The organism is Roseovarius mucosus (assembly GCF_002080415.1).
GTDB classification, from domain to species: Bacteria; Pseudomonadota; Alphaproteobacteria; order Rhodobacterales; family Rhodobacteraceae; genus Roseovarius; species Roseovarius mucosus_A.
The window spans coordinates 582,624-606,041 of the sequence record NZ_CP020474.1 but is presented as its reverse complement, the minus strand read 5'-3'; the positions used below and the strand labels follow the sequence as shown (position 1 = coordinate 606,041).

Sequence of the window (23,418 nt, the reverse complement as noted above, 5' to 3'; positions counted from 1 at the left end):
TTGGAGCTTGCCCGCGTCTCAGACCCCGGCTGCGCGGGCAAAGGCCACGAGCGCTGCGGTTGATCCGTCGCGCGTGGGGTTGGTGTCGCCGGTGAGCATGGCGTCGACATCGACGGCGAGCACCTTGCCCAGTTCCACCCCCCATTGATCAAACGAATTGATCCCGAGGATCACGCCTTCGACGAATACGCGATGTTCGTAGAGCGCAATGATCTGGCCCAGACGGCGCGGCGTCAGCCGGTCATAGATCAGCGTGGTCGAGGGGCGGTTGCCGGGAAAGACGCGGTGTGCGGCCTGCCGCTCAAGCTCGGGGCCGGTGTAGCCTGCGTCGCGCATCAGCGCGCGCGCCTCGTCAAGCGAGCGCCCGCGCAAGAGCGCCTTGGATTGCGCAAGGCAATTGGCCACGAGCAGGCGGTGGTGATGCGCAAGCTCTGGCTCGTGCCCGGTGGCCGCGACGAGAAATTCGCAGGGAACCACGGCGGTGCCCTGATGGATCAGCTGATAAAAGGCATGTTGGCCATTGGTGCCCGGCTCTCCCCAGACGACGGGGCCAGAGGGGCGGCTGAGCGCTGCGCCGGACATGCTCACGCGCTTGCCGTTCGATTCCATTTCAAGCTGTTGCAGATAGGCGGGCAGGCGTGCGAGGCGTTGGTCATAGGGCAATACGGCGCGGGTGCCGTGGCCCAGGCCCTGATGATGCCAAAGGCCGATGAGACCGAGCAGGAGGGGCATGTTCTCGAGCGGGGTGGCGGTTTGGAAATGCTGGTCCATCGCCTCGGCACCGCGCAGAAAGTCTTTGAACCGGTCTGGCCCGATGGCGATCATAAGCGGCAGGCCGATGGGCCCCCAAACCGAATAGCGCCCGCCCACATAATCGCCAAAGCCGAATACAGCGCTTGCGTCGATGCCCCAGTCAGCGGCCCTTGCGGCGGCAGAGGATACGGCGGCGAATTGTGGCCCCGGATTGACCCCGGCGCGGGTCATCCACGCCTGCGCCGTGGCCGCATTGGTCATGGTTTCGATGGTGGTAAAGGTCTTGGAGGCGACAATCACGAGGGTGGTTGCCGGGTTCAGCCCCGCCAATGTATCGGCGATGTCGGCCCCATCGACATTCGAGACGAAATGGCAGCGCGGCCCGTCGTGATAGGGGCGCAGCGCGCGCACCGCCATCTCGGGGCCAAGGTGCGAGCCGCCGATGCCGATATTGACAACATCCGTGATCGGCCCCTGCCGGACGGTATCGGCAAAGCGGGCCATGCGGGCGCGGGTTTCGGTAATCTCGGCCATGATATCGCTGCCCTCGACCATCACCGGCTGGCCCGAGAGATTGCGGAGCGCGGTGTGCAGAACGGGGCGCGCCTCGGTTTCGTTTATCGCTTCGCCCGCGAACATCGCGGCGCGGCGGGCCGCAACGTCTGCGGTTTGGGCGAGCGTCAGCAGGGCGGCGCGGGCAGGGACGGTGAGGGCGGTTTTGGAGTAGTCAAAAAGCATCCCGTCAAAACGGGTTGAAAAGGTCTCGGCGCGGGTGGGATCGCTGAACAACCCGGTGATGTCGATATCTCGCGCCGCTTTGGCGACCTCTTCCACCTCTGACCACATTTTGAAATCCTCTCAGGGGCACCAATGTACTCTGGCTCCCGCTAGCACGGCGGCAATCGGGGCCTCAAGGGGGCGCATATGCTGTGCGCGCTCGAACGCCGCACGTTTCTGTGTGCCGGTGATGACCACGTGTTTGCAAAGGGCCCCATTCAGGACATGCGCCGACAGGGTGACGCGCGGCTCTTCCAGACCCGGCGCGCGCATCGGCACGAGGATGGGCGCATCCTCGGCCAGCGCATCGGCGAGGCGATCGGTGCCGGGAAAGAGCGAGGCGGTGTGCATATCTGTGCCCATGCCCAGCAGGCAGACATCAATCGGCAGGGCGGGGGCGATGTTGGTTTCCAACTCGGCCAGCACCTCCTCGGGTTCTGGCGATTTGGCGTAGAGCGGCAGGTAGCGCGCCGCGGCGGCGCGCTCGCGCAAGAGGCGTTCACGCAGAAGGCGGGTGTTGGAGCGCAGATGCACCTCGGGGCGCCAGCGTTCGTCTGAGAGCAGGATATCGACCCGGTCCCAGTCGAGATCGAGGCCACAAAGCCCGTCAAAGATTGGCCCCGGGGTGGTGCCGCCGGGCACGACAAAGAGCACGCGGTCGCGGGTGCGCAGGGCGTTGCGCAGGTCGGTCGAGAGCACATCCACCAGCCCCATGACCAGCATTTCGTCATCGGCATAGTCTACGAAGGTCATGGTCGTATCTCCCGCCAGCGGCGTCCATCGCGGTGCATGAGCATCAGCGCATCATCCGGTCCTGAGGAGCCGGTGGCATAGTCGAGGGGCGTCGCGCCTTCTTCCTCCCAATCGGCGATAATGGGATCGGTCCAGGCCCAGGCTGCCTCGACCTCGTCGCCGCGCATGAAGAGGGTTTGATTGCCGCGGATCACATCCATGATCAGCCGCTCGTAGGCATCGGGGAAATCCGCCTCTTCCGGCCCTAGCGCTTCGGCAAAGGTCATGTCGAGGGGCACGTCGATCAGGCGCATGCCGCCCGGCCCCGGTTCCTTGATCGTCACGCCCAGCTCGATCCCCTCATTGGGTTGCAGGCGGATCGTGAGGATGTTGCGGTGTCGCCCGGCATCGGCCCCAAAGATCGAATGCGGCGCATCCTTGAACACCACGGCGATTTCGCTGGCGCGGTCGCGCAGGCGTTTGCCGGTGCGCAGATAGAACGGTGTGCCCGCCCAACGCCAGTTGGAAATATGCGCCTTTAACGCCACGAAACTTTCGGTTGTGCTGTCGCGGTTGCCCACCTGATTGCGGTAGCCGGGTTGCGTGCCGTCGCCCTCATACTGGCCGCGCACCACATTGCGACGTGCCACGGGATCAAGGGCGCGGATGACCTTGAGTTTCTCGTCGCGCACGGCGTCTGGTTCGAATTTCGCCGGCGGCTCCATCGCGATGAGGCACAAGAGCTGCATCATGTGGTTTTGCACCATGTCGCGCATGGCACCGGATTTGTCATAGTAATCGCCACGCCCGCCGACGCCGACGGATTCCGCCACGGTGATCTGGATATGATCGACATATTGGCTGTTCCAGAGCGGTTCAAAGAGCACGTTGCCAAAGCGGATCGCCATCAGGTTCTGCACGGTTTCCTTGCCGAGGTAATGGTCGATTCGGTAGATCTGACCTTCGCTGAAATGTCGCGCCAGCGTGCGGTTGAGGTCGCGCGCGGTGTCGAGATCACGGCCAAAGGGTTTTTCCACCACGATGCGGCTGCGTTCATCGGCCATGCCGTGTTTGTGCAGGCGTTTGGCCAGATCGCCAAAGAGGGCCGGGGCCACCGAAAAATAGAAAGCGCGGATGCGGTCGGGGCGCATGAGGGCGGCCAGCGGTTCCCAGCCTTCGGTGCCGCGCGCATCGAGCGTGACAAAATCGAGCAGGTCGAGAAAGGCGGTGAGATCCTTTTTGCGGGCTGATTCCTCGCCGCCGAATTCGGTGATCGCGGCGCGCGCCATGGCGCGATAGCCGTCGCGGTCCATGTCGCCGCGTGCGGCACCGATCAGGCGTACATCGCCTTCGATCTGGCCTGCGACAAAGCGGCGGAAGAGGGCGGGCAATATCTTGCGCCGTGCCAGATCGCCGGTGCCGCCAAAAATCACCAGATCGAAGGGATCGACCGGGATCACCCGAGAGGCCATGGCCCATCTCCTTTGCTCGTCATTCGCCCGTTTTTCGGGCGCAGTATCCGCCGCGGCAACTCTAACATGTTGGGGCGTCTTCACAATGGCGTCAGAACGCTTCTCTTGCCAGAGCGGGAGAGGTAGATAGGAAAAGAAAATCAGTTCGTGGATGACTTTATGAAAGATTCCGTCACCGGCCCAGCCAATCAGGGCAAGTTTCAAGACCCGGCGCGCACCGCCAAGGGCGATGTGCGGGCCTCTGTTGCGCTAAGCCATCCTGAGACCTTGTGGTTCAACACCGGCACGCTCTGCAACATCGAGTGCCGCAACTGTTATATCCTGAGTTCGCCCAGCAATGACGCGCTGGTGTATATCTCCGAATCGGAGGTGCGCGACTATCTGGGGCAGGTGCGCGCGCGGGGCTGGCCGCTGCGTGAGATCGCCTTTACCGGCGGCGAGCCCTTTATGAATCCCGAGATGATCGGCATGGCGCGGGCGGCGCTGGAGGCGGGGTTCGAGGTGTTGATCCTGACGAATGCCATGCGCCCGATGATGCGCAAGACGATGCGCGCAGGGCTGCTTGATCTGGGGAAGACCTGGGGCGAGAAGCTGACCTTGCGGATTTCGGTCGACCACTGGTCGGAGGCTTTGCATGACGAAGAGCGCGGCGCGGGGGCCTTTGCCAAGACGCTGGAGGGCATGTGCTGGTTGCGTGACAATGGCATTCGCATGACCGTGGCTGGGCGCACCGTCTGGGGCGAGAGCGAGGCGCAGTCTCGTGCGGGGTATGCGGCGTTTTATGCGGAGCACGGGTTTGAGATTGACGCCTATGATCCGGGTGCCACCGTGCTTTTCCCCGAGATGGACGAGGGGGCCGAAGTGCCCGAAATCACCACGGCCTGTTGGGATATTCTGGATAAGCGGCCCGAGGATACCATGTGCGCCTCGTCGCGTATGGTGGTCAAGCGCCGGGGGGCGGCGCGGCCTGCGGTGGTGGCCTGCACGCTGCTGCCTTATGCGCCCGAGTTCGAGTTGGGCGAAACGCTGGCCGAGGCCGAGCGCGACGTGGCGCTGAACCATCCGCATTGCGCCAAGTTCTGCGTGCTGGGCGGGGCAAGCTGCTCGCGGTGAGGGGGGCTTGAGGTATCGGTAACGCGCCGCGCTATCGCTAGGCCGGGGACTAGCGAAGCAACGCAAGTGGTTGCCACTTTATGCCAGCAAAGCCCGTATGACATATCAGAATTGCGCACCTTCTCAAAATCGCTAGGCCGCGGGACGGCCCAGCGATAGCGCGGCGGCGCGTGCCGCGCCTTGACTCCGCGCGGGGGTATGGCAGCCCTTGGCGCTATGACACTTCTGCCGCCTCACTATTCTTTCAGCAGCCGATCCGCCTTTTTGCGCACCAGCACAGAGCGCAGGTCATGCATCGCCAAGAGAAGCGAATCCGTCACCTGTTCAAGCTGGTCATCGGTCGCCTTGGACTGCACCCAATGGGTCGTGGTGTTGAGGTAATCCACCGCGCGCAGGATATCGTCGATGTCGCGATATTCGACCAGTTTCAGCCGTTCCTCCATCCACGCTGTGATGGCGGCACTGTCGGCGTCGGTCAGGGCACGTTCGCCATGCGGCTTGATTTCGGATTTGCGGATGTTGACGGTGGCGATCTGTTCCATCTCGATCCGGCGCTGCCGGTTCTCGGTATCAACCCGGAACACGAAGGCACCGTTTTCACGGACCCTGAAGTAATATTCCGGCAGATCACCCGCCATGGTCAGGCACTTTCCAGAACGCGCCAGAGCGAACCGTCGGGATCGACCAGCGCAAACATTCGGGGCGCATTCGCAAGGGTGAAAGGATCGGTCAATCGCGGGATGGCGTTGCGCGTGTCGGGCAGATCCGTGGCGCCGCGCCATTCGGCATGCAGGCTGTCAATCTCGGGCAGACGCAGGCAGGCGGAAAAGCAACTGGTGCCGGGGTTCAGATCGGGATGCGGGAAAAACTCGACCGTCATGCCCTCCCGGCTCAGGATCATCCAGCCTGCATTGCGGAATTCGGTCTGAAAGCCGAGCATCGCGTAAAAGCGCTCGGTTGCATCGAAATCCCGGCTGGGCAGGTTTGCGGTTATCTTGCCTGTGGTCATGTCAGCCCTTTACAGAACGTCTGAATCCGCGTGCATGCCTCTTTCAGCGCGTCATCAGAGGTTGCATAGCTGATCCGGAAATTCGGGGATAGCCCAAAGGCTGCGCCGAACACCACGGCGACGCCGGTTTCCTCCAGAAGGGCCGTGGCAAAGGCCTCGTCATCGGCGATCTTGGCCCCGCCCGCGCTGGTCTTGCCGATCAGCCCGGCAATGGAGGGATAGACGTAAAAGGCCCCGTTGGGGGTGGGGCATTCCATGCCCTCGATCTCATTGAGCATCGCCACCACCAGATCACGGCGGCGGGCAAAGACGGCGTTGTTCTCGGCGATGAAATCATGGCTGCCGTTCAGCGCCTCGACCGCCGCCCATTGGCTGATGGTGCAGGGGTTCGACGTGCTCTGCGACTGGATCTTGCGCATGGCCCCAATCAGGTCTTGCGGACCTGCCGCATAGCCAATCCGCCAGCCGGTCATGCAATAGGCCTTGGAGACACCATTGCAGGTCAGCGTTCGATCATAAAGCGCTGGTTCCACCTGAGCGGGGGTGCAGAATTCAAAGCCGTCATAGGCGAGATGCTCATACATATCGTCGGTCATGATCCAGACATGGGGATGACGCATCAAAACGTCGGTCAGATCCTTCAATTCATCCCAGGTATAGCCTGCCCCGGTGGGGTTGCTGGGCGAGTTGAAGATGAACCAACGGGTTTTGGGTGTGATCGCGGCCTCGAGCGCCTCTGGCGTCAGTTTGAACCCGGTTTCGATGCCCGCAGGGGCAATCACCGGCTCGCCGCCTGCCAAGAGCACCATGTCGGGGTAGCTGACCCAATAGGGCGCGGGGATCAGCACCTCGTCGCCGGGATTGAGCGTGGCCATGAGGGCATTGTAGAGGATTTGCTTGCCGCCTGATGCGACGCTGACCTGGGCTGGCACATAGTCGAGCCCGTTGTCGCGCTTGAACTTGGCGCAGATTGCGGCCTTCAATTCCGGGATACCGTCAACGGCGGTGTATTTGGTCTTGCCCTCTTCGATGGCGCGGATGCCCGCGGCGCGGATATGTGCGGGCGTGGCGAAATCCGGCTCTCCAGCCCCCAGCCCGATCACGTCGCGCCCGGCTGCCTTGAGTTCCTGTGCCTTGGTGGTCACGGCGATGGTGGGCGAGGGTTTGACACGCGACAATGTCGCGGAAAGGCGGGACATGACCGGCTCCGGTTTGAATTCACTCATGGAATGTCTTAGGGTGCGCTCAGTGCATGATCAAGCACGATCACTGGAAAGGAAGACGATGACCGCAGACAACACCGACGGCTGGTTCGATCCCGATGCCACCACCTTTGGCGACCGTGTGACCGGCGCGCGCGAGCGCTCTGGCATGAGCCAGTCTGATCTGGCGAAGCGGCTGGGCGTCAAGCTCAAGACGCTGAAGGCGTGGGAGAATGACCTGTCGGAGCCACGGGCCAACAAGCTGTCGATGATGGCGGGGATGCTCAATGTCTCGCTTTTGTGGCTGTTGTCGGGTGAGGGCGAGGGGCCGGGCGCGCCCGAGATGGGCGAGCTGTCGCGCGATGTGATGGATATGCTGACCGAGATCCGCGACATCCGTGCGCAGATGACCCGCGCGACCGACCGTCTGGGGCGGCTGGAAAAGACGCTGCGCGCCAAATTGCGGGAGGAGGCCGGTGAGTGACACGCCTGTAGAGGCGCCCGGCGCCGCCGACGAGCCGCCCGCCCACCGGATCAAGCGCCTGCGGATGCGGGCCATGCGCCGGGGGATCAAGGAAATGGACATTATCCTGAGCCGCTATGCCGAGGCGCGGCTGGGGGCGATGGATGCGGCCGCACTTGACGGGTTTGATGCGCTGTTGTGCGAAAACGATCAGGATCTTTATCAATGGGTCACGGGCCAAGCCGCGCCACCGGCGCAGTTCGCCCCCTTGGTGGCAGAGATCGCGGCAGAGGCCAGCGGGGGAAAGTAGATCGCATTTTAGGTGGTTTGGCCGCGATTTACCGAATGTTCGGGTTTTTGCCAGATGGTCCCCAGCGAGCAGTATCGCATGGAGACCGACATGAGCTATCACAGCCCCCTGACGACGAGCGCTGTCCAAAGTGCCTTTATCAGCAGCTACCTAGACGCGCTATCGCTGGTGGAGCGTTTGCACCGGCTTTTGCTGGATGTCATCAAGGACGAGTTCGAGCGCGTCGGCGTGTTGGAAATCAACGCGGTGCAGGCGCTGTTGCTGTTCAATATCGGTGACCACGAGGTGACAGCCGGTGAGCTGAAGACGCGCGGCTATTATCAGGGCAGCAATGTCAGTTACAACCTCAAGAAGCTGGTGGATATGGGCTATATGCACCACCAGCGTTGCGAGGCGGATCGCCGGTCTGTGCGGGTGCGACTGACCGAAAAGGGGCGCACGATCCGCGATCTTGTCGGCGATCTTTTTGCGCGGCATGCCGAGGGGCTGGAGGGGCGCGGCGTGCTGGGCCCCGATGGGATTGACCAGATCACCGCCTCGTTGCGGCGGGTCGAGCGCTATTGGACCGATCAGATCCGCTATATCTATTGAGGTAGGGTGTGGGGCGTGGGATGGGGCAGGGCACCCAGCATGAGATCGTTGATTTCGCGGTAGAGTTTGCGCGACATGGCGCGCTCGAAATCCTCGAACCCTTGGGCGATTTCGAGAAAAGCCCCCGGACCACGCAGCACCTCGCGGCGGTAGTATTGCGTGACCTGCTGATCGTGCCCTTCGATGACCAGACCATTCACAGTGATGTTGTCAAAGGGGAAATGTTTGTAGGCCAGATCCGGGCCGAAGCCCTGATTGTTGACCCCGTCGCCCGAGACGTCGATCACCTGACGATCGCAGCGGGGGCCGCGCGCCATGAGAGCCGCCCCATAGCCCAACGCCGAGCCAAGGCCGGTGGGATAATCGCTGGTCGAGCGCTGCATGCCCGCCAGCACCGCCACTGCGCCGGTGATGTCGGCATCGTTGCGCAAGAACGTCCAATCGAGATGCAGCTTGTCCTGAAAGCGGCCGCTCCACTCATAGACCGCCAGCGCCACATCGCCCGACCCGCCGCGCAGGATGGCCTCGCGGATGTCAGGCGCGTTCAGCGCCGAGGCAAGCCCGACCCGCTGCAGCCCATATTCCGCGTCATCGACCGACGAGGACACATCAAGCGCGAGCACCAGCGCAAGGCGGCACGCACCCTGCGCCGGTGCCGCAAGGCTTGCGGCCAGAAGACAGGCCGCGAGCCTTACCAATGGCCGATATTCTCCATGCTGGCCCATGGCTCTGCCGGGGGCAGGGCGTCGCCCTCTTGCAAAAGCTCGACCGAGATATTGTCGGGGCTGCGCACAAAGGCCATGCGCCCGTCGCGCGGGGGGCGGTTGATGGTGACGCCATTGTCCATCAGGTGCTGGCAGAGGTCATAGATATTGCTGGTTGCATAGGCAAGATGGCCGAAATGCCGGCTGTCCGAGGGCAGGCCCTCGTCGCCATCCCAATTATAGGTCAGTTCGACCGGGCAGTCCTCTTGTCCTTCGGGGGCCATGAACACGAGCGTAAAGCGCCCGCCCTCATTATCCCAACGGCGGGTTTCCTTGAGCCCGAGAAGGGCAAAGAACTGTTGTGTCGCCTCAAGGTCTTTGACCCGGACCATCGTGTGCAGGTATTTGATGCGCATGGTCATCCTCCGTGATTGCAATGGGTTGGAGGATAGTGGCCCGCGCGCCGGTGTCGAGGGCAATCTGGGATGGGCTGGGCGCTAAAACTCGGACCGGATCCCGAGCGTGATCGAGGTTTCCTCGACATCGAAACGGCTGATGTTGGATTCGCTGCGTTCGGTGGTCACGGAGAGGGTGGGCACAAAGCCCATGTAGCCCCAGTCGTTGAACGTGGCCGTGACCCCACCGAACACCGAAGTGTCATCACGCCCGCCCGGCACGACGATGAACCCAACCTGATAGCTGGAATAATCCAACTGGCTGATGCCAAGCGAGAATTCGAGGTTTGCGGGGCCAAGGGCGCGGCCCATCTGATAGCTGGCGATACCGGTCCATTGATCCGAGGCGCGGTTGACGCCATTGCTGTCAGTGTCGCGATACTGCACCTGAAATCCGATCTGACCGCCCCCCGTCAGGTTGACGCCCAGACCGGCAAAGCCGGTGGCGACGGTGCTGTCGGCCCCGCGCGGGCTCTCGTAGAGTTGATCCTCGAAGCTGGCCCCGAAACTGAGTTGCAGGCGCGCGCCTAGGCGCTGATGCCGCGTGACCCCGACCCGCGCAAAATCATAGAGCGGATCCCCCCCATACCAGACGCGCCCGCCGTCGAGGTCGAATTTCCAGGTCACGGCCTCGGAGGTGCCGCGCAGATACTGGCTGAGACCCAGTTCCAGCACGGTGGAGGACAGATCATCACCGCTGAGCCCCGGCACCGGGTCTGAGATATCGACCCGCCGCGCGTTGACCCGGCCACGAAGCCGCGTCTCGTGGGTCTCGCTCTTGCTCAGGCGATAGGAGAGGGCGGCCTGTGCGGTGGTGACAAAGCCCGAGAGCGCCTGGGCCGAGGGGCTGAGTGTGCCCACCACCGGCACGCCGTCGATCACGTTGAGCGGGCTGTTGGCGCCGTTGTTCACATTGTCCGAGGGCGTGGTGGAAAAGCGAAAGTCGAACCGCAGCGGATTGCGCGCGCGCACGTTCTGAAAGGCGGTGACGGTCTGGGCGCGGGCCACCTCATCGGGGGCGTGATCAACCGCGCGGCGCAGCCAGAATTGCGAGCCGGTGAACCTGTCATCGGCAAAGCTGAGCTGGGCCGCGAGATTGGCGGCCTGAAAGCGCTGCTCATCCGTTTTGGCGTGCCAATAGGCAAGAGCCGCTTTCTTTTCCGCCGCGCCATAGGCCTTGGCCTGCGAGAGCGCCAAAGCCTGATAATAATGCGCGCGGGGATTGCGGCGGTCGGCCTGCAAGAGGCCTTTGCTGAGGTCATAGGCAAGGCGAGGCTGGCCTGCGCCCAGCGCCTGAGCGGCCAAGGCGTCGGCCTGGGCGAGGGTGAGGTTGGCCGGCGTTGCCGCGCCAATCCCTGCCAGACCGAGCGCCGAGAGAAAGACCCCCGCGCGCAGCATGTGCCGGATATGACGCGGTCTGAGTGCGAAGCCTGTCTGCGCCTTGGTGTTCAGAGTTGCGGTCATCCCGCCGCCTCTAGCGATCAAGCACGAAGATTCCGGTTTCCAGTTCGTTGTTCAGTCCGAGCGGATTGCCCGGCCCGTCGAATTCGTTGAGTTTGATCCCGCCAGCAACTTCTGTTGCGCCGGTGCCGCCAAATACGCCGGCGGAAGAACCAATACTGGTGCCGGTCACACGGTCGGCGGGAAAGGCGGATTGATCGTATTCAACCGTGCCACTGAACGTGCCGCCCTCGGTGATCTCTGCGTTGATCAGAACGAGCGACGGCAAATCAATCACGACGCCACCCGGTGTTTCGGAGAGGCGCCGGTTGATGATATTGCCCTCGATCTGGCGATCCCCGAAATTCGCGCGCAGCACCACATCGCCTTGGGTCGATGCGGCCTGGGTGGGGATCAGTTCCGGGGCAAGTCCGGCGGGGGGTGGCAGCAAGTCGCCCCCTTGGGAGTCAAGGTTGGTTATGCCAACATAGCGGCCAGTATAGACCACCTCGCCACTTGTCGGCTGGGTGTAACTGCCGGTTCTCTCAAAGAAGGCCCCAGTAAAGAAGCGGTTGCGCGGCCCGCCGGTGGCGGCAACCCCGGCAGTCACGGCACCCGAGGTCTGGCTTTGGGCGGCAAAGGCGGTGCTGTGGCGGGATGCGCCGTCTTGCTGGATTGTGTAGGCTTGATAGCCCGGCACGTCGAGCGCTGCGGCGCGGTTATAGGTAACCGGGTCAGTCGTGCCGTCAAAAGAAAGCCCTTCGACGGTCAGTGTCTGGGTCACGGGATCGAATGCGACCCCGGTTACATCCTGTGCGATTTCGGCCGGCACGCTGCTGCCCGCAGGGGGCGGTGTGGTGGTGTCGTCGTCTTCGCCTCGACCGTCGAACGGGTTGGACGATCCGCCACCCCCACAGCCGCCCAACAGGGCAGCGGCCATCAGGCCTGCCACGATGTGTTTCATGATGAGACTGCCCTCAATATATGTTTATTGTTTGTTTTGCGGTCAGCCTCAGGCCATTGCATTTAAAAGTCAATTCCCGATACATCTGCGGATTGCAAAAACTGCTGTGCTGTGGCGCATGGGCAAACACCCGATATGGGCTTTGCGTGGGGGGTATCCCCAAGATATAGTGATCTCCGACTCGTTCTTGTGATGAAAGGCCTCGCCATGCCCCTCTCTCCTGACCAAAAGGCCGAAATCGACGCGCAGCGCGCTCAGAGCCATAGCACCCTGCGCGCCACGGCGGCGGGGATGGAACAGCATCTCTACACCGCCTATCCGGTGCTTGATCACGGCTTTGTCCGGGTGATCGACTATATGGGTGATGATGCCGCCATCGTGCAGGCGGCGCGCGTGAGTTATGGCGCGGGCACCAAACATGTGCAGAATGATGAGGGGCTTATTCGCTATCTCATGCGGCACTGGCATTCGACGCCGTTCGAGATGTGCGAATTGAAGCTGCATGTGAAACTGCCGGTATTCGTGGCGCGGCAGTGGATCCGGCATCGCACCGCCAATGTGAATGAATATTCCGCGCGCTATTCGATATTGGATCGTGAGTTCTACATTCCCGCGCCCGATATGCTGGCGGCGCAATCGACCACCAACAATCAGGGGCGGGGGGCCGCGCTTGAGGGCGAGGAGGCGCAGCGCGTGTTGCGCATCCTGACCGAGGATGCGATGCGCTGCTATGACCATTACGAGGGCATGATTTCGCAAGAGGGCCAGCAGGGGCTGGCGCGGGAATTGGCGCGGATGAACCTGCCCGCCAATATCTATACGCAATGGTATTGGAAGGTGGATCTGCACAACCTTTTGCATTTCCTGCGCCTGCGCGCGGATGCCCATGCGCAATATGAAATCCGGGTCTATGCCGAGGAGATTTGCCGCCTTGTGGCCGATTGGGTGCCCTATGCCTATAAGGCGTTCGAGGATTACCGCATGGGCGGGGCGAATTTGTCTGCCCCCGCGCTGGAGTGCGTGCGGCGGATGCTGAAAGGCGAGGTCGTGACGCAAGAGACCTCGGGCATGAGCAAGGGGGAATGGCGGGAGTTTGAGGGGGTTATGAACGGTCCGGCGTAGCGGAGCAAAATGGGCATCGGACCCCGTAGGGTGCGCATTCATTGCGCACCGTTCCGCCAGAGGGACCACATGCGCGGGGTCGGGGGTTTGCGGCGGTGCCATTGGTGCGCAATGAATGCGCACCCTACGGGAGCGTGTGGTGATGGAGCACAATGAATGCGCATCCTACGGGGTTGGTGCCAGTGGTGATGACGGCGCATCCTAGGGCCAATCGGCGGGGCCGTCGCGGTGGATCGAGGAATAGGGCCAAGCCTCGGGGCGGTCGGCCAACCCATGTTTGACCGGGTTGATCCAGCAATAGCGGATTGCGGCGGTTTTGTCCGCTTCGCTGCGGAGATGATGTTCCCAGAACCGCCGCTGCCAGATGCCATGTTCGCGCCGGGCTGCGTGGCTGGGGCGGCGCGGTGTGGGGGGCATGGCGCGCGAGAACCGGGCTTTGATCACGCTCCAGCGGGTCGAGAAATCCCTATCACCGTCCGGCAGGGTCCAGACACAGTGCATATGGTCGGGCAGCACAACCCAAGCGTCAATCGCAAAGGGCCGTTCGGCTTTGGTGCGCCGGACCGCCGCGCGCAAAGCTGCGATTTCGCGGGTGAGCAGCTGTGAGTGTCGGTTGGCGAGCGTCACGGTGAAAAAGACGCAGGCCCCGGCAATCTGGGGGCGGATGTAATTGGACATGGCTTCAGAGAACCATGGCAGGGTTAAGAAATCGTTGCTGGCCTTGGGAGGGGGCGGTGCCGAGGCCCCGGAGCGCCGCGCCAGCAAGCCTTAGCCCCCTCGCTCCTTAAGTGGCGTGCCAGTCGAGCGGGAATCCGGGGTCAAAGACGGTGACGGGCCCGTCGGCGGTGTCGATCTTTTGGGGGTATGTGACCGGATCGCCTTTGGTCAGGGTCAGCGTGGTCTCATTGGCGGGCAGGCCATAGAAGGCAGGGCCGTTGAGGGATGTAAAGGCCTCAAGCTGCGCAAGCGCGCCCTCTTCTTCGAACACATGCGCAAGGATGGACATCGTGTTGGTGGCGGTGAAACAGCCCGCGCAGCCACAGGCGCTTTCCTTGAGCGGGTCGATATGCGGCGCGCTGTCGGTGCCCAGGAAAAAGCGCGCATCGCCAGAGGTCGCGGCGGCGCGCAGGGCAAGGCGGTGCTCTTCGCGCTTGGCCACGGGCAGGCAGTAGTAATGCGGCTTGATCCCGCCCACGAGGATATGGTTGCGGTTGATCACAAGGTGATGGGTGGTGATCGTGGCCCCAAGATCGCGGTCATGGGCGCGCACGTAGTCCACGCCATTGGCGGTGGTGATATGTTCCATCACCACGCGCAAACCGGGGGTGGCGCGGCGCACGGGATCGAGCACACGGTCGATAAAGACCGCCTCGCGGTCAAAGATGTCAACGCTGGGGTCCGTCACCTCGCCATGCACGCAGAGCGGCAGGCCGATTTCGGCCATTTTCTCGAGCACGGCGCGCACTTTGTCAAAATCGCGCACACCGCTTGCGGAATTGGTGGTGGCACCGGCGGGGTAAAGTTTGACCGCCGTCACAAGCCCGCTGGCATGGGCGGCGGCCACATCCTCGGGGTCGGTGTTTTCGGTGAGGTAAAGGGTCATCAGCGGGGTGAACTCCGCGCCCTCGGGCATCGCGGCCATGATCCGCGCGCGGTAGGCGGCGGCATCCTGCGCCGTGACCACTGGCGGCACCAGATTGGGCATCACGATGGCGCGCGCAAAATGCCGCGTGGTTTCAGGCAGGACGGCGCGCAGCATCGCGCCATCGCGCAGATGCAGGTGCCAATCGTCGGGGCGGCGGAGGGTCAGGATCTGGCTCATGCGCTTGCGCATACACAATCGCGCCGGCCAAGACCAGAGGCGGATCAGAGGGTGTTAGTCGTCTGATTGGTCTGGTTGCTGGCCTTTGGTCTGCACATGCTTGAGCGCGCGCCGGAAGCGCGGGCCGCCGACGCCGCGGCCAATGGCGTTGCGGCAATGCAGGACGGTCAGGGCATCGCGCTCGTCCGCCATGAGCCGTTGCAGCACATTGGCGAGATAGGGCGTATCCTCGCGCCGTTTGCGGTAGAGCTGTGCAAGGCTGAGCCGCGTCAGGCGGTTGGCGCTGACTTGGGCCAGCAGGCGGAACAGCACGCCCATGCGCAGCAGCGCCGGTTCGATCTGATACCCCAGATAGCGGGTGCGGAATTTCATCACATTGGAGCGGGTGAAGAGGGCGGCATGCATGGCGTCCAGCTCGACCTCGGGATCGTAGATCAACACGGCAGAGGCCGCGGCATCCAGCATGTCAGGAGCATAGCCGTAGCGGTCGCAGAACGAGACCCGCCGCATGCGCAGGAATCGGTCGTCCCATTCGGCGACGCGCGGATCGAGCGTGGCTTGGGGGCTGAGCATGACGACCTTGGCGCCGGGGGCCGCGACCGAAAAGGCCGCCGCCGCATAGCCGCAGGGGCCTGCACCGTAAAAGATTACCTGTTCGAAATCGTCAAAGAAGCCATCGTCGATCAGCCGGTCGAAATAGCCATAGACCCGCTTGTCGCGAAACCATGTGTCGCGCTCGCTGATGAGGCAGAGATGCGACCAGCCCAACGCCTTGGTCAGGGCCCAGCCCAGCGGCTGCGCCTGCGGAGAGAGCGTGGGCAGGCGATGAAACGCCTCGAAAGACACAAGCAGCGTGGGCTTGCGTTCGATCAGCACGGCGGCGTGTTTATCGCCCAGACGTTCGGCATAGCCATCCTCACCCGCAAGCTCGTTGGCGCGCTCGCACCAGGCGGCCCAATCCAGACCGGAGAGGTCGGCGTCAAAGATGTCGGCATTGTCCTGCATGGTCGCTCTTGTCCTCGGTCGTAGCGGCACCGTTCGAATGCGGGCCTGTTGAGACGGATCATGCCGGTGAAATCAGGCAAAACTTTGGAGAAACCGTGGGTATTCCGGGGGCGGGTCATCCAGGCCCTACCATAGCCGCCCTTGACCCGCCGGGGGTTGCGATGCAGTTCTGGTGCAAGCGAGGGCGACGGGAGGCGACAACGTGCAAAAACCCACATCCATTGACGCGGTGCAAAGTCTTTTGGCCGGGCAGGATTATGTCTGTGGCCGGGCCTTGGGCACGGTGACCTATCTGGCGCTGACGCTCGGTCGCCCGCTCTTTCTGGAAGGGGAGGCCGGCACCGGCAAGACCGAGATCGCCAAGGCGCTGGCACGGGCGTTGGGGCGGCGATTGATCCGGTTGCAATGCTACGAGGGGTTGGACGCGGCAAGCGCGGTTTATGAGTGGAATTTCACCGGGCAGATGATCGCCATCCGCGCCGCCGAGGCATCGGGGGGCGTGGACCGCAGTCATCTCAAGGACGAGCTTTTCACGCAAGAGTTCCTAATCGAGCGTCCGCTCTTGCAGGCGATGCGCCCACAACCGGGTGGCGCGCCGGTGTTGCTGATTGATGAAATCGACCGCACAGATGAGCCGTTCGAGGCATTTTTGCTGGAAGCGCTCAGTGATTTTCAGGTGACGATTCCAGAGCTTGGCACGATCCATGCGCCCGAGCCGCCGATTGTTATCCTGACGTCCAACCGGACCCGCGAGGTGCATGATGCGCTCAAGCGGCGCTGTCTGTACCACTGGGTCGACTATCCGACCTTTGATCGCGAGATCGAGATTTTGCAGGCCCGCGCGCCTGAGGCCGCAGAGGTTTTGAGCCGCGAGATCGTGGCCTTTGTGCAGCGGTTGCGCACCGAGGACCTGTTCAAGAAGCCGGGTGTGGCGGAAACGATTGACTGGGCCAAATGCCTGCTGGCGCTGGATGTGATCAGTCTGAGCCCCGAGGTGATCGCCGATACGCTGGGCGCGATTTTGAAATATCAGGACGATATCGCAAAATTGCAGGGCTCCGAGGCCAAGCGCCTGCTGGATGAAGTGCGGGCGGGGTTGGAGCCAGCGTAATGTTTCAGCTGGCTCAAAATACCTCGGGGGTGTGGGGGCAGCGCCCCCACGTCGCGCCATGACCGACTATGCGCCGCTTGACCTGCCGGACGACCCGAAACTCACGCATAACATCACGCATTTCGCGCGGGCCTTGCGGGCGGCGGGGGTGCCGGTTGGCCCCGGGCGGGTGATTGACGCAATCCGGGCGGTGGCTGTGGCGGGGTTTTCCAGCCGGATTGATTTCTTTTTCACGCTGCGCGCCTGTCTGGTGACGCGACCCGAGCATCTGCTTGTTTTTGCGCAGATTTTTCGTCTCTACTGGCGTGATCCGCGCTATGTGGAACATATGATGGCGATGATGCTGCCCGCCATTCGCGGCGTGCAGGAGGACCGTAGCGCGCAGGCGGCCGAAAAGCGCGCGGCAGAGGCGCTGTTGGATGGGGTGATGCGGGATGCCCCCCAAATCGACGAGCGCGACGACGATGAGGTCAAGATCGAGATCGACGCCACGGCCACGATGTCGGGCGAGGAACGGTTGCGACGGCTTGATTTCGAACAGATGAGCACTGCGGAAATGGCGCAGGCCAAGCGCATGTTGGCGCGGCTTACGCTGCCGGTGAAGCCCTTTGCCTCGCGGCGGGGCATGGCGGCGCAGAGCGGCGCGCGGCTGGATGCGCGGCGCACGCTGCGTGCGGGGCTGCGCCATGGCGGAGAATTGCGCCGCTTGCATTGGCAAAAGCCGCGCGAGCGCTGGCCAAATCTTGTGGTGCTTTGCGATATTTCAGGTTCCATGAGCCAATACAGCCGGATGGTTTTGCATTTTCTTCATGCTGTCGCCAATACCAAGGGGGCGGGCTGGGCGCGGGTGCATGCCTTTACCTTTGGCACGCGGTTGACCAATATCACCCGGCAACTGGCAACGCGGGATGTGGATGCGGCCCTTGCTGCCGCTGGAAAACAGGCGCAGGATTGGGAGGGCGGCACCCGGATTGGGGCCTGTCTGCATGCGTTCAATCGCGATTGGTCGCGGCGGGTGATGGGGCAAGGCGCGGTGGTGCTGTTGATCACCGATGGGTTGGACCGTGACGCGCCCGAGGCGCTGAGCCACGAGATGGAGCGGCTGCATCTCTCGGCGCGGCGGCTTATCTGGCTCAATCCGCTGTTGCGCTGGGAGGGGTTCGCGCCCAAGGCGCAAGGGATCAAGGCGATGTTGCCGCATGTCGATGCGTTCCGCGCGGGGCATTCCATCGCCACGTTGGAGGAGCTGGCCGAGGCCATTTCGCGCCGCGACGACAGTGGGGAAAAGGCACGGCTGATGGCGGCGATGCAAGGGAGATGAGCAAGATGGACCGTTTTGACGATATCCCGGAGACAGCCCTTGCATGGCATCGGGCGGGCAAGGGGGCGGCCTTGGCCACGGTGGTCGAGACCTGGGGCAGCGCGCCGCGCCGGGTGGGCAGCCAATTGGCGATTTCTGGCGCGGGCGAGATTGCCGGGTCGGTTTCGGGGGGCTGTGTCGAGGGGGCGGTTGTGGTCGAGGCGGTGGAGGCCATCGAGACGGGCAAGCCGGTGCTCTTGGACTATGGCGTATCGGATGGCGATGCCTTTGCCGTGGGGCTGGCCTGTGGCGGCACCATTCGGGTGTTGGTGGAGCCCATCGGATCGGTGATGCCCGAGGCGCTGCTGAGCGATCTGGTTCTGGCGCGGGATGCCCGCGTGCCGGTGGCCTATGTTACCGGGCCGGATGGGCGGCGGCTGGAGCGCGAGGGGCATGATGCGCGGTTTCGCATGGACCGCTCTGGCTTTGAGGAGGATGGCGCAACCTTTGTGGCCATTCACAACCCGCCCCTGCGCCTGATCATCGTCGGGGCGGTGCATATTGCTCAAGCGCTAGTGCCGATGGCGCGGATTGCGGGCTATGATCCGCTGCTGATTGATCCGCGCGAGAGTTTTGGGTCGGAGACGCGGTTTCCGGGCGAGACGGTGGTGCAGGACTGGCCCGACGAGGGGGTGCGCGCCTTTGGTCTGGATGCGCGCAGCGCGCTGGTGCTGTTGACGCATGATCCCAAGCTGGATGATCCGGCGCTGATCGAGGCGCTGCGTTCGGAGGTGTTTTACATCGGCGCGCTGGGATCGACCCGCACCCATGCCAAGCGGGTGGCGCGGTTGCAGGAGGCGGGATTTTCAGAGGCAGAGATTGCGCGCATTCATGGCCCCATCGGTCTGGATATCGGGGCGGCGGGCCCATCGGAAATCGCGGTGAGCATCCTTGCCGAAATGACGCGCGTGCTGAGGAAAGGCGCATGAAATTTGGCCCCGTGCCGCTGGACCGGGCCGAGGGGGCGATTCTTGCGCATTCCGAACAGGTGGGGACGGGGCGGTTGCGCAAAGGGGCTGTGCTTGACGCCGATCAGATCGCGGCGTTGCGCGCGGCGGGGTATCGGGCGGTCACAGTAGCGATGCTGGATCCCGAGGACATGCATGAAAATGACGCGGCGGCGGCATTGGCGGCGGCCTTGGCCGAGGGGGCCGAGGCGATGACATGCAGCGCGCCCTTTACAGGCCGGGTCAATCTGATTGCGGCGCGGCCCGGTGTGGTCTGTCTTGATGTGGCGGCGATCCATGCCGCCAATGCGGTTGATCCGATGATCACCGTGGCCACCGTGGTGCCGCATCATCAGATCCACGAAGGCGGTATGATCGCGACGGTCAAGATCATCGCCTACGGCGTGCCAAGGGCGGCGCTGGAACGCGCGGCCGAGGCGGCGCGGGGCGCGGTGCGGCTGGCGGTGGCACAGTATCGCACGGCAAGCCTGATCATTACAGATGTCCCCGGCGGGCCGGGGGACAAGGGGCGCGATGCGATTGCGGCGCGTGTCACCGGGCTGGGCATGGAGATGGTGGACACGCTGATCTGCCCGCATGACGAGGCGGCGCTGGCGGCGGCGATCACCCGCGCCAAGGGCGAGATCGTGCTGATTCTGACCGCTTCGGCCACGTCGGACCCGTTTGACACCGCCCCGCAGGCGCTGCGCGCGGCAGGCGGAGAGGTGGAGCGGTTCGGCATGCCGGTGGACCCCGGCAATCTGCTTTTTCTGGGGCGCTTGGGGGCGCGGCCTGTTATTGGCCTGCCCGGATCGGCGCGCAGCCCGGTGCTGCACGGCGCTGATTGGGTTTTGGCGCGGGTGGCCTGCGGTCTGCCCTGCGGGGCGGCAGAGATTGCGGCGATGGGCGTTGGCGGCTTGCTCAAGGAAATTCCCACCCGGCCCCAGCCGCGCCGGGGCGGGCGTGGCTGAGGGGCAAGAAACCGGGTTCTCAAGGGGCAAGAGGCATGCTTTAGTCGCACTGGACAGCGGGGCCTTTCCTACTAAGGTCTCATGAGGAGACGGACAATTCAAACCGGGAGGAGCCAATGCCTGAGGTCAAAATGACCGTGAATGGCAAGCCAGCGTCGGGCCAGATCGAGGGCCGCACGCTTCTTGTCGAATTTCTGAGAGAGACCCTTGGCCTGACAGGCACGCATGTGGGCTGTGACACCAGCCAATGTGGGGCCTGCGTGGTGCATGTGGATGGCAAGGCCGTGAAATCCTGCACGATGTTTGCCGCCGAGGCCGAAGGTGCCGAGATCAAGACCATCGAAGGCATGGCCGAGCCGGATGGCACGCTGCATCCGATTCAGCAGGCGTTTCAGGATCATCACGGCTTGCAATGCGGGTTCTGCACGCCCGGCATGGTGATGTCGGCGGCGGCGCTCTTGGCGGAGAACCCGACGCCAAGTGAGTCTGAGGTGCGCGATTACCTCGAGGGCAATCTTTGCCGCTGCACGGGCTATCACAATATCGTCAAGGCGATTTTGGCGGCCAGTGGTCAGGACGTGAGCCGGATCGCTGCGGAATAAGGCGTATTAGGGGGCGCTGCCCCCGCGCCTGCGGCGCACCCTCGGAGTATTGGGGGAATGATGAAAGCGCTGCGGGTTTGATGGGGGAAACCCCGCATCATTCAGGGAGGAGAATGTCATGCCAAAAGACGGCGGCATTGGCGCCAGCACCAAGCGGCGCGAGGATATCCGGTTTCTGACCGGGAATGGCAATTACACCGATGACATCAATCTGCGGGGTCAGGCCTATGTGCATTTCCTGCGCTCGGATGTGGCGCATGGGCGGCTGAACAAGGTCGACACGCGCACGGCAGAGAGCATGCCGGGGGTGTTGCGGATTTTCACCGGTGCGGATTTCGAAGCCGTGGGCGGGCTGCCCTGTGGCTGGCAGGTCACCGACCGGTTTGGCGAGGTCATGCAAGAGCCGGGGCATCCGGTGCTGGCGCGTGGCAAGGTGCGCCATGTCGGCGATCCGATTGCCGCCGTGGTGGCCGAGACCTATGCGCAGGCGCGCGATGCCGCCGAGGCAATTGAGCTCGACATCGAGGAATTGCCGGCGGTTGTGGACATGAAGAAGGCGCTGGAGGCGGGCGCGCCGCTGGTGCATGACGAGTTGAAGAACAACCTCTGCTATGACTGGGGGTTTGTCGAAGAGAACAAAGGCGCGGTGGATGAGGCCTTTGCCAAGGCGGCGCATGTCACCACGCTGGAACTGATCAACAACCGGCTGGTGGCGAATCCGATGGAACCGCGTGTGGCGGTGGGCGATTTCAACCGCTCAACAGGCGATTCGACGCTTTACACCACCAGTCAGAATCCGCATGTGATCCGTTTGCTGATGGGGGCCTTTGTGCTGGGCATCCCCGAGCACAAGCTGCGCGTGGTGGCGCCTGATGTGGGTGGTGGATTCGGATCCAAGATCTTTCACTATGCGGAAGAGGCGTTTTGCACCTTTGCGGCCAAGGCGCTCAACCGGCCGGTGAAATGGACCAGTTCGCGGTCCGAGGCCTTCATGACCGATGCCCATGGGCGCGATCACGTGACCAAGATCGAATTGGCGCTGGATGCCGAGAACAACTTTACCGCTGTTCGCACCGATACTTATGCGAATATGGGGGCGTATCTGAGCACCTTTGCGCCCTCGGTGCCCACCTGGCTGCATGGCACGCTGATGGCGGGGAATTACCGCACGCCGTTGATCTATGTGAACGTCAAGGCGGTGTTCACCAACACGGTGCCGGTAGATGCCTATCGTGGCGCGGGCCGCCCCGAGGCGACCTATCAATTGGAGCGGGTGATCGACAAGGCGGCGCGGGAATTGGGGGTTGATCCCATCGCGCTGCGTCGCCAGAACTTTATCACCCAGTTCCCCTATGCCACGCCCGTGGCGGTGGAATATGACACCGGCGATTACCATGCCACGATGGACAAGCTGGAAGAGATCGCGGATTTCGGTGGTTTCGAGGCGCGGCGTGAGGCAAGTGCCGCCAAGGGCAAGCTGCGCGGTCTGGGCATCAATTGCTATATCGAGGCCTGCGGCATCGCGCCCTCGAACCTTGTCGGGCAATTGGGCGCGCGTGCGGGTCTTTACGAGAGTGCGACGGTGCGGGTGAATGCCACCGGCGGGCTGGTGGTGATGACCGGCAGCCATAGCCACGGGCAGGGGCACGAGACCTCTTTCGCGCAGGTGGTGGCCGAGATGATCGGCATTGACGCCAATATGGTCGAGATCGTGCATGGCGACACCGCTAATACTCCGATGGGCATGGGCACCTACGGGTCGCGGTCCATCGCGGTTGGTGGCTCGGCGATGGTGCGTGCGACCGAAAAGATCATCAACAAGGCCAAGAAGATCGCGGCGCATCTGATGGAGGCCTCGGAGGCCGATATCGAGCTGAAAGATGGGAAGTTCAGTGTTGCGGGCACGGATAAATCGGTGGCCTGGGGCGATGTGACCCTCGCCGCCTATGTGCCGCATAACTATCCGCTGGCGGATATCGAGCCGGGTTTGGAAGAGACGGCGTTTTATGATCCGTCGAATTTCACCTATCCCTCGGGGGCCTATGCCTGTGAGGTTGAGGTGGACCCGGACACAGGGAAAGTCACGATCGAGCGCTTTGCCGCCGCGGATGATTTCGGCAATATCATCAATCCGATGATCGTGTCGGGGCAGGTGCATGGCGGCATTGGTCAAGGGATTGGTCAGGCCTTGCTGGAATCCTGCGTCTATGACGAGAACGGACAGCTTCAGACGGGCAGCTATATGGATTATGCCATGCCGCGTGCCGATGATGTGCCGTTCTATCAGGTGGATCATTCCTGTCAGACGCCCTGCACGCACAACCCCTTGGGTGTGAAGGGCTGTGGCGAGGCTGGGGCGATTGGCAGCCCGCCTGCGGTGGTCAATGCGGTGATTGATGCGCTGCAACGGTCGGGGCGGAACATCACCCATATTGATATGCCGCTGTCGCCGTCGCGCGTCTGGCAAGCGATGCAAGGGTAAGGAGAGCGATC

The 23,418-nt window shown here is 63.1% G+C and carries 24 protein-coding genes; 11 read left to right on the top strand and 13 right to left on the bottom strand.

All coding sequences use genetic code 11. From position 1 onward, the window contains the following. Positions 1–18: 18 nt before the first annotated feature. From pgi to zwf, 3 genes are read right to left on the bottom strand one after another with little or no spacing between them, the layout of a single operon-like run. On the bottom strand, positions 19–1,599 hold the full coding sequence (gene pgi, locus ROSMUCSMR3_RS02875; protein ID WP_081506386.1) for a glucose-6-phosphate isomerase: 1,581 nt from the start codon (positions 1,597–1,599) through the stop codon (positions 19–21). A gap of 12 nt (positions 1,600–1,611) precedes the next feature. After that, positions 1,612–2,283 carry a 6-phosphogluconolactonase gene (gene pgl, locus ROSMUCSMR3_RS02870; RefSeq protein WP_081506385.1) on the bottom strand — a complete coding sequence of 224 codons (672 nt, stop codon included), beginning with the start codon at positions 2,281–2,283 and terminating at the stop codon, positions 1,612–1,614. Then, positions 2,280–3,734 (bottom strand): glucose-6-phosphate dehydrogenase, encoded by a 1,455-nt coding sequence (gene zwf / locus ROSMUCSMR3_RS02865; protein ID WP_081506384.1) that lies wholly within the window; start codon positions 3,732–3,734, stop codon positions 2,280–2,282. The genes pgl and zwf overlap by 4 nt, the downstream gene beginning before the upstream one ends. 159 nt (positions 3,735–3,893) lie before the next feature. Here zwf and ROSMUCSMR3_RS02860 point away from each other — a divergent pair, with 159 nt between their 5' ends. Further along, positions 3,894–4,847 carry a radical SAM protein gene (locus ROSMUCSMR3_RS02860; protein WP_081508534.1) on the top strand — a complete coding sequence of 318 codons (954 nt, stop codon included), beginning with the start codon at positions 3,894–3,896 and terminating at the stop codon, positions 4,845–4,847. Positions 4,848–5,083: 236 nt separating this feature from the next. Here ROSMUCSMR3_RS02860 and ROSMUCSMR3_RS02855 read toward each other — a convergent pair whose 3' ends face one another. The 3 genes from ROSMUCSMR3_RS02855 to ROSMUCSMR3_RS02845 are packed head-to-tail and all read right to left on the bottom strand — an operon-like array spanning position 5,084 to position 7,055. Continuing rightward, positions 5,084–5,485: a hypothetical protein gene (locus ROSMUCSMR3_RS02855; protein ID WP_081506383.1), complete on the bottom strand. Its 402-nt coding sequence runs from the start codon at positions 5,483–5,485 to the stop codon at positions 5,084–5,086. Positions 5,486–5,487: 2 nt separating this feature from the next. Continuing rightward, on the bottom strand, positions 5,488–5,856 hold the full coding sequence (locus tag ROSMUCSMR3_RS02850; protein ID WP_081506382.1) for a bleomycin resistance protein: 369 nt from the start codon (positions 5,854–5,856) through the stop codon (positions 5,488–5,490). Then, on the bottom strand, positions 5,853–7,055 hold the full coding sequence (locus tag ROSMUCSMR3_RS02845; protein WP_081508533.1) for a pyridoxal phosphate-dependent aminotransferase: 1,203 nt from the start codon (positions 7,053–7,055) through the stop codon (positions 5,853–5,855). The genes ROSMUCSMR3_RS02850 and ROSMUCSMR3_RS02845 overlap by 4 nt, the downstream gene beginning before the upstream one ends. Positions 7,056–7,140: 85 nt before the next feature. Here ROSMUCSMR3_RS02845 and ROSMUCSMR3_RS02840 point away from each other — a divergent pair, with 85 nt between their 5' ends. The 3 genes from ROSMUCSMR3_RS02840 (at position 7,141) to ROSMUCSMR3_RS02830 (ending at position 8,422) form a co-directional block, all read left to right on the top strand. Continuing rightward, positions 7,141–7,542 (top strand): helix-turn-helix domain-containing protein, encoded by a 402-nt coding sequence (locus tag ROSMUCSMR3_RS02840; protein ID WP_008282257.1) that lies wholly within the window; start codon positions 7,141–7,143, stop codon positions 7,540–7,542. After that, entirely contained in the window at positions 7,535–7,831 is a 297-nt protein-coding gene (locus tag ROSMUCSMR3_RS02835; protein ID WP_008282256.1) for a succinate dehydrogenase assembly factor 2, read from the top strand. Before ROSMUCSMR3_RS02840 ends, ROSMUCSMR3_RS02835 begins: the two co-directional genes overlap by 8 nt. Before the next feature lie 90 nt (positions 7,832–7,921). Beyond that, on the top strand, positions 7,922–8,422 hold the full coding sequence (locus tag ROSMUCSMR3_RS02830) for a MarR family winged helix-turn-helix transcriptional regulator (protein ID WP_081508532.1): 501 nt from the start codon (positions 7,922–7,924) through the stop codon (positions 8,420–8,422). Here the strand turns inward: ROSMUCSMR3_RS02830 and ROSMUCSMR3_RS02825 are convergent. The 4 genes from ROSMUCSMR3_RS02825 to ROSMUCSMR3_RS02810 form a co-directional block, all read right to left on the bottom strand. Continuing rightward, positions 8,416–9,147 (bottom strand): DUF1194 domain-containing protein, encoded by a 732-nt coding sequence (locus tag ROSMUCSMR3_RS02825; protein ID WP_081506381.1) that lies wholly within the window; start codon positions 9,145–9,147, stop codon positions 8,416–8,418. The genes ROSMUCSMR3_RS02830 and ROSMUCSMR3_RS02825 overlap by 7 nt on opposite strands. Further along, a complete protein-coding gene (locus ROSMUCSMR3_RS02820; protein ID WP_008282253.1) occupies positions 9,114–9,542 on the bottom strand; it encodes a VOC family protein in 429 nt (142 codons plus the stop codon). The genes ROSMUCSMR3_RS02825 and ROSMUCSMR3_RS02820 overlap by 34 nt, the downstream gene beginning before the upstream one ends. 81 nt (positions 9,543–9,623) lie before the next feature. Then, entirely contained in the window at positions 9,624–11,045 is a 1,422-nt protein-coding gene (locus tag ROSMUCSMR3_RS02815; RefSeq protein ID WP_081506380.1) for a hypothetical protein, read from the bottom strand. A 10-nt stretch (positions 11,046–11,055) separates the two neighbouring features. Continuing rightward, positions 11,056–11,985: a transferrin-binding protein-like solute binding protein gene (locus tag ROSMUCSMR3_RS02810; protein WP_008282250.1), complete on the bottom strand. Its 930-nt coding sequence runs from the start codon at positions 11,983–11,985 to the stop codon at positions 11,056–11,058. Between the two features lie 207 nt (positions 11,986–12,192). On the opposite strand from ROSMUCSMR3_RS02810, the gene thyX reads away from it, so the two are divergent. Next, the gene (thyX, locus tag ROSMUCSMR3_RS02805; protein ID WP_081506379.1) at positions 12,193–13,107 is read left to right on the top strand and encodes an FAD-dependent thymidylate synthase; all 915 of its coding nucleotides are present in this window, start codon (positions 12,193–12,195) and stop codon (positions 13,105–13,107) included. A gap of 201 nt (positions 13,108–13,308) precedes the next feature. Here thyX and ROSMUCSMR3_RS02800 read toward each other — a convergent pair whose 3' ends face one another. The 3 genes from ROSMUCSMR3_RS02800 to ROSMUCSMR3_RS02790 form a co-directional block, all read right to left on the bottom strand. After that, positions 13,309–13,785: an REP-associated tyrosine transposase gene (locus ROSMUCSMR3_RS02800; RefSeq protein WP_081508531.1), complete on the bottom strand. Its 477-nt coding sequence runs from the start codon at positions 13,783–13,785 to the stop codon at positions 13,309–13,311. A gap of 106 nt (positions 13,786–13,891) precedes the next feature. Further along, positions 13,892–14,929 carry a dihydroorotase gene (pyrC, locus tag ROSMUCSMR3_RS02795; protein WP_081508530.1) on the bottom strand — a complete coding sequence of 346 codons (1,038 nt, stop codon included), beginning with the start codon at positions 14,927–14,929 and terminating at the stop codon, positions 13,892–13,894. A 54-nt stretch (positions 14,930–14,983) separates the two neighbouring features. After that, entirely contained in the window at positions 14,984–15,934 is a 951-nt protein-coding gene (locus tag ROSMUCSMR3_RS02790) for a phosphoadenosine phosphosulfate reductase (RefSeq protein ID WP_081506378.1), read from the bottom strand. Positions 15,935–16,136: 202 nt separating this feature from the next. Between ROSMUCSMR3_RS02790 and ROSMUCSMR3_RS02785 the strand changes: the two genes are divergently transcribed. The 6 genes from ROSMUCSMR3_RS02785 (at position 16,137) to ROSMUCSMR3_RS02760 (ending at position 23,407) form a co-directional block, all read left to right on the top strand. Beyond that, complete coding sequence (locus tag ROSMUCSMR3_RS02785) at positions 16,137–17,045, top strand: AAA family ATPase (protein ID WP_081506377.1); 909 nt, start codon at positions 16,137–16,139, stop codon at positions 17,043–17,045. 58 nt (positions 17,046–17,103) lie between these two features. Continuing rightward, the gene (locus tag ROSMUCSMR3_RS02780; RefSeq protein ID WP_081506376.1) at positions 17,104–18,366 is read left to right on the top strand and encodes a vWA domain-containing protein; all 1,263 of its coding nucleotides are present in this window, start codon (positions 17,104–17,106) and stop codon (positions 18,364–18,366) included. Positions 18,367–18,371: 5 nt separating this feature from the next. Then, a complete protein-coding gene (locus ROSMUCSMR3_RS02775) occupies positions 18,372–19,334 on the top strand; it encodes an XdhC family protein (RefSeq protein WP_198385571.1) in 963 nt (320 codons plus the stop codon). Continuing rightward, positions 19,331–20,323 carry a molybdopterin-binding protein gene (locus ROSMUCSMR3_RS02770; RefSeq protein ID WP_081506374.1) on the top strand — a complete coding sequence of 331 codons (993 nt, stop codon included), beginning with the start codon at positions 19,331–19,333 and terminating at the stop codon, positions 20,321–20,323. The genes ROSMUCSMR3_RS02775 and ROSMUCSMR3_RS02770 overlap by 4 nt, the downstream gene beginning before the upstream one ends. A 116-nt stretch (positions 20,324–20,439) precedes the next feature. Continuing rightward, complete coding sequence (locus ROSMUCSMR3_RS02765) at positions 20,440–20,925, top strand: (2Fe-2S)-binding protein (protein WP_008283199.1); 486 nt, start codon at positions 20,440–20,442, stop codon at positions 20,923–20,925. 118 nt (positions 20,926–21,043) lie between these two features. Next, positions 21,044–23,407: a xanthine dehydrogenase family protein molybdopterin-binding subunit gene (locus ROSMUCSMR3_RS02760; protein ID WP_081506373.1), complete on the top strand. Its 2,364-nt coding sequence runs from the start codon at positions 21,044–21,046 to the stop codon at positions 23,405–23,407. Positions 23,408–23,418 lie beyond the last annotated feature (11 nt).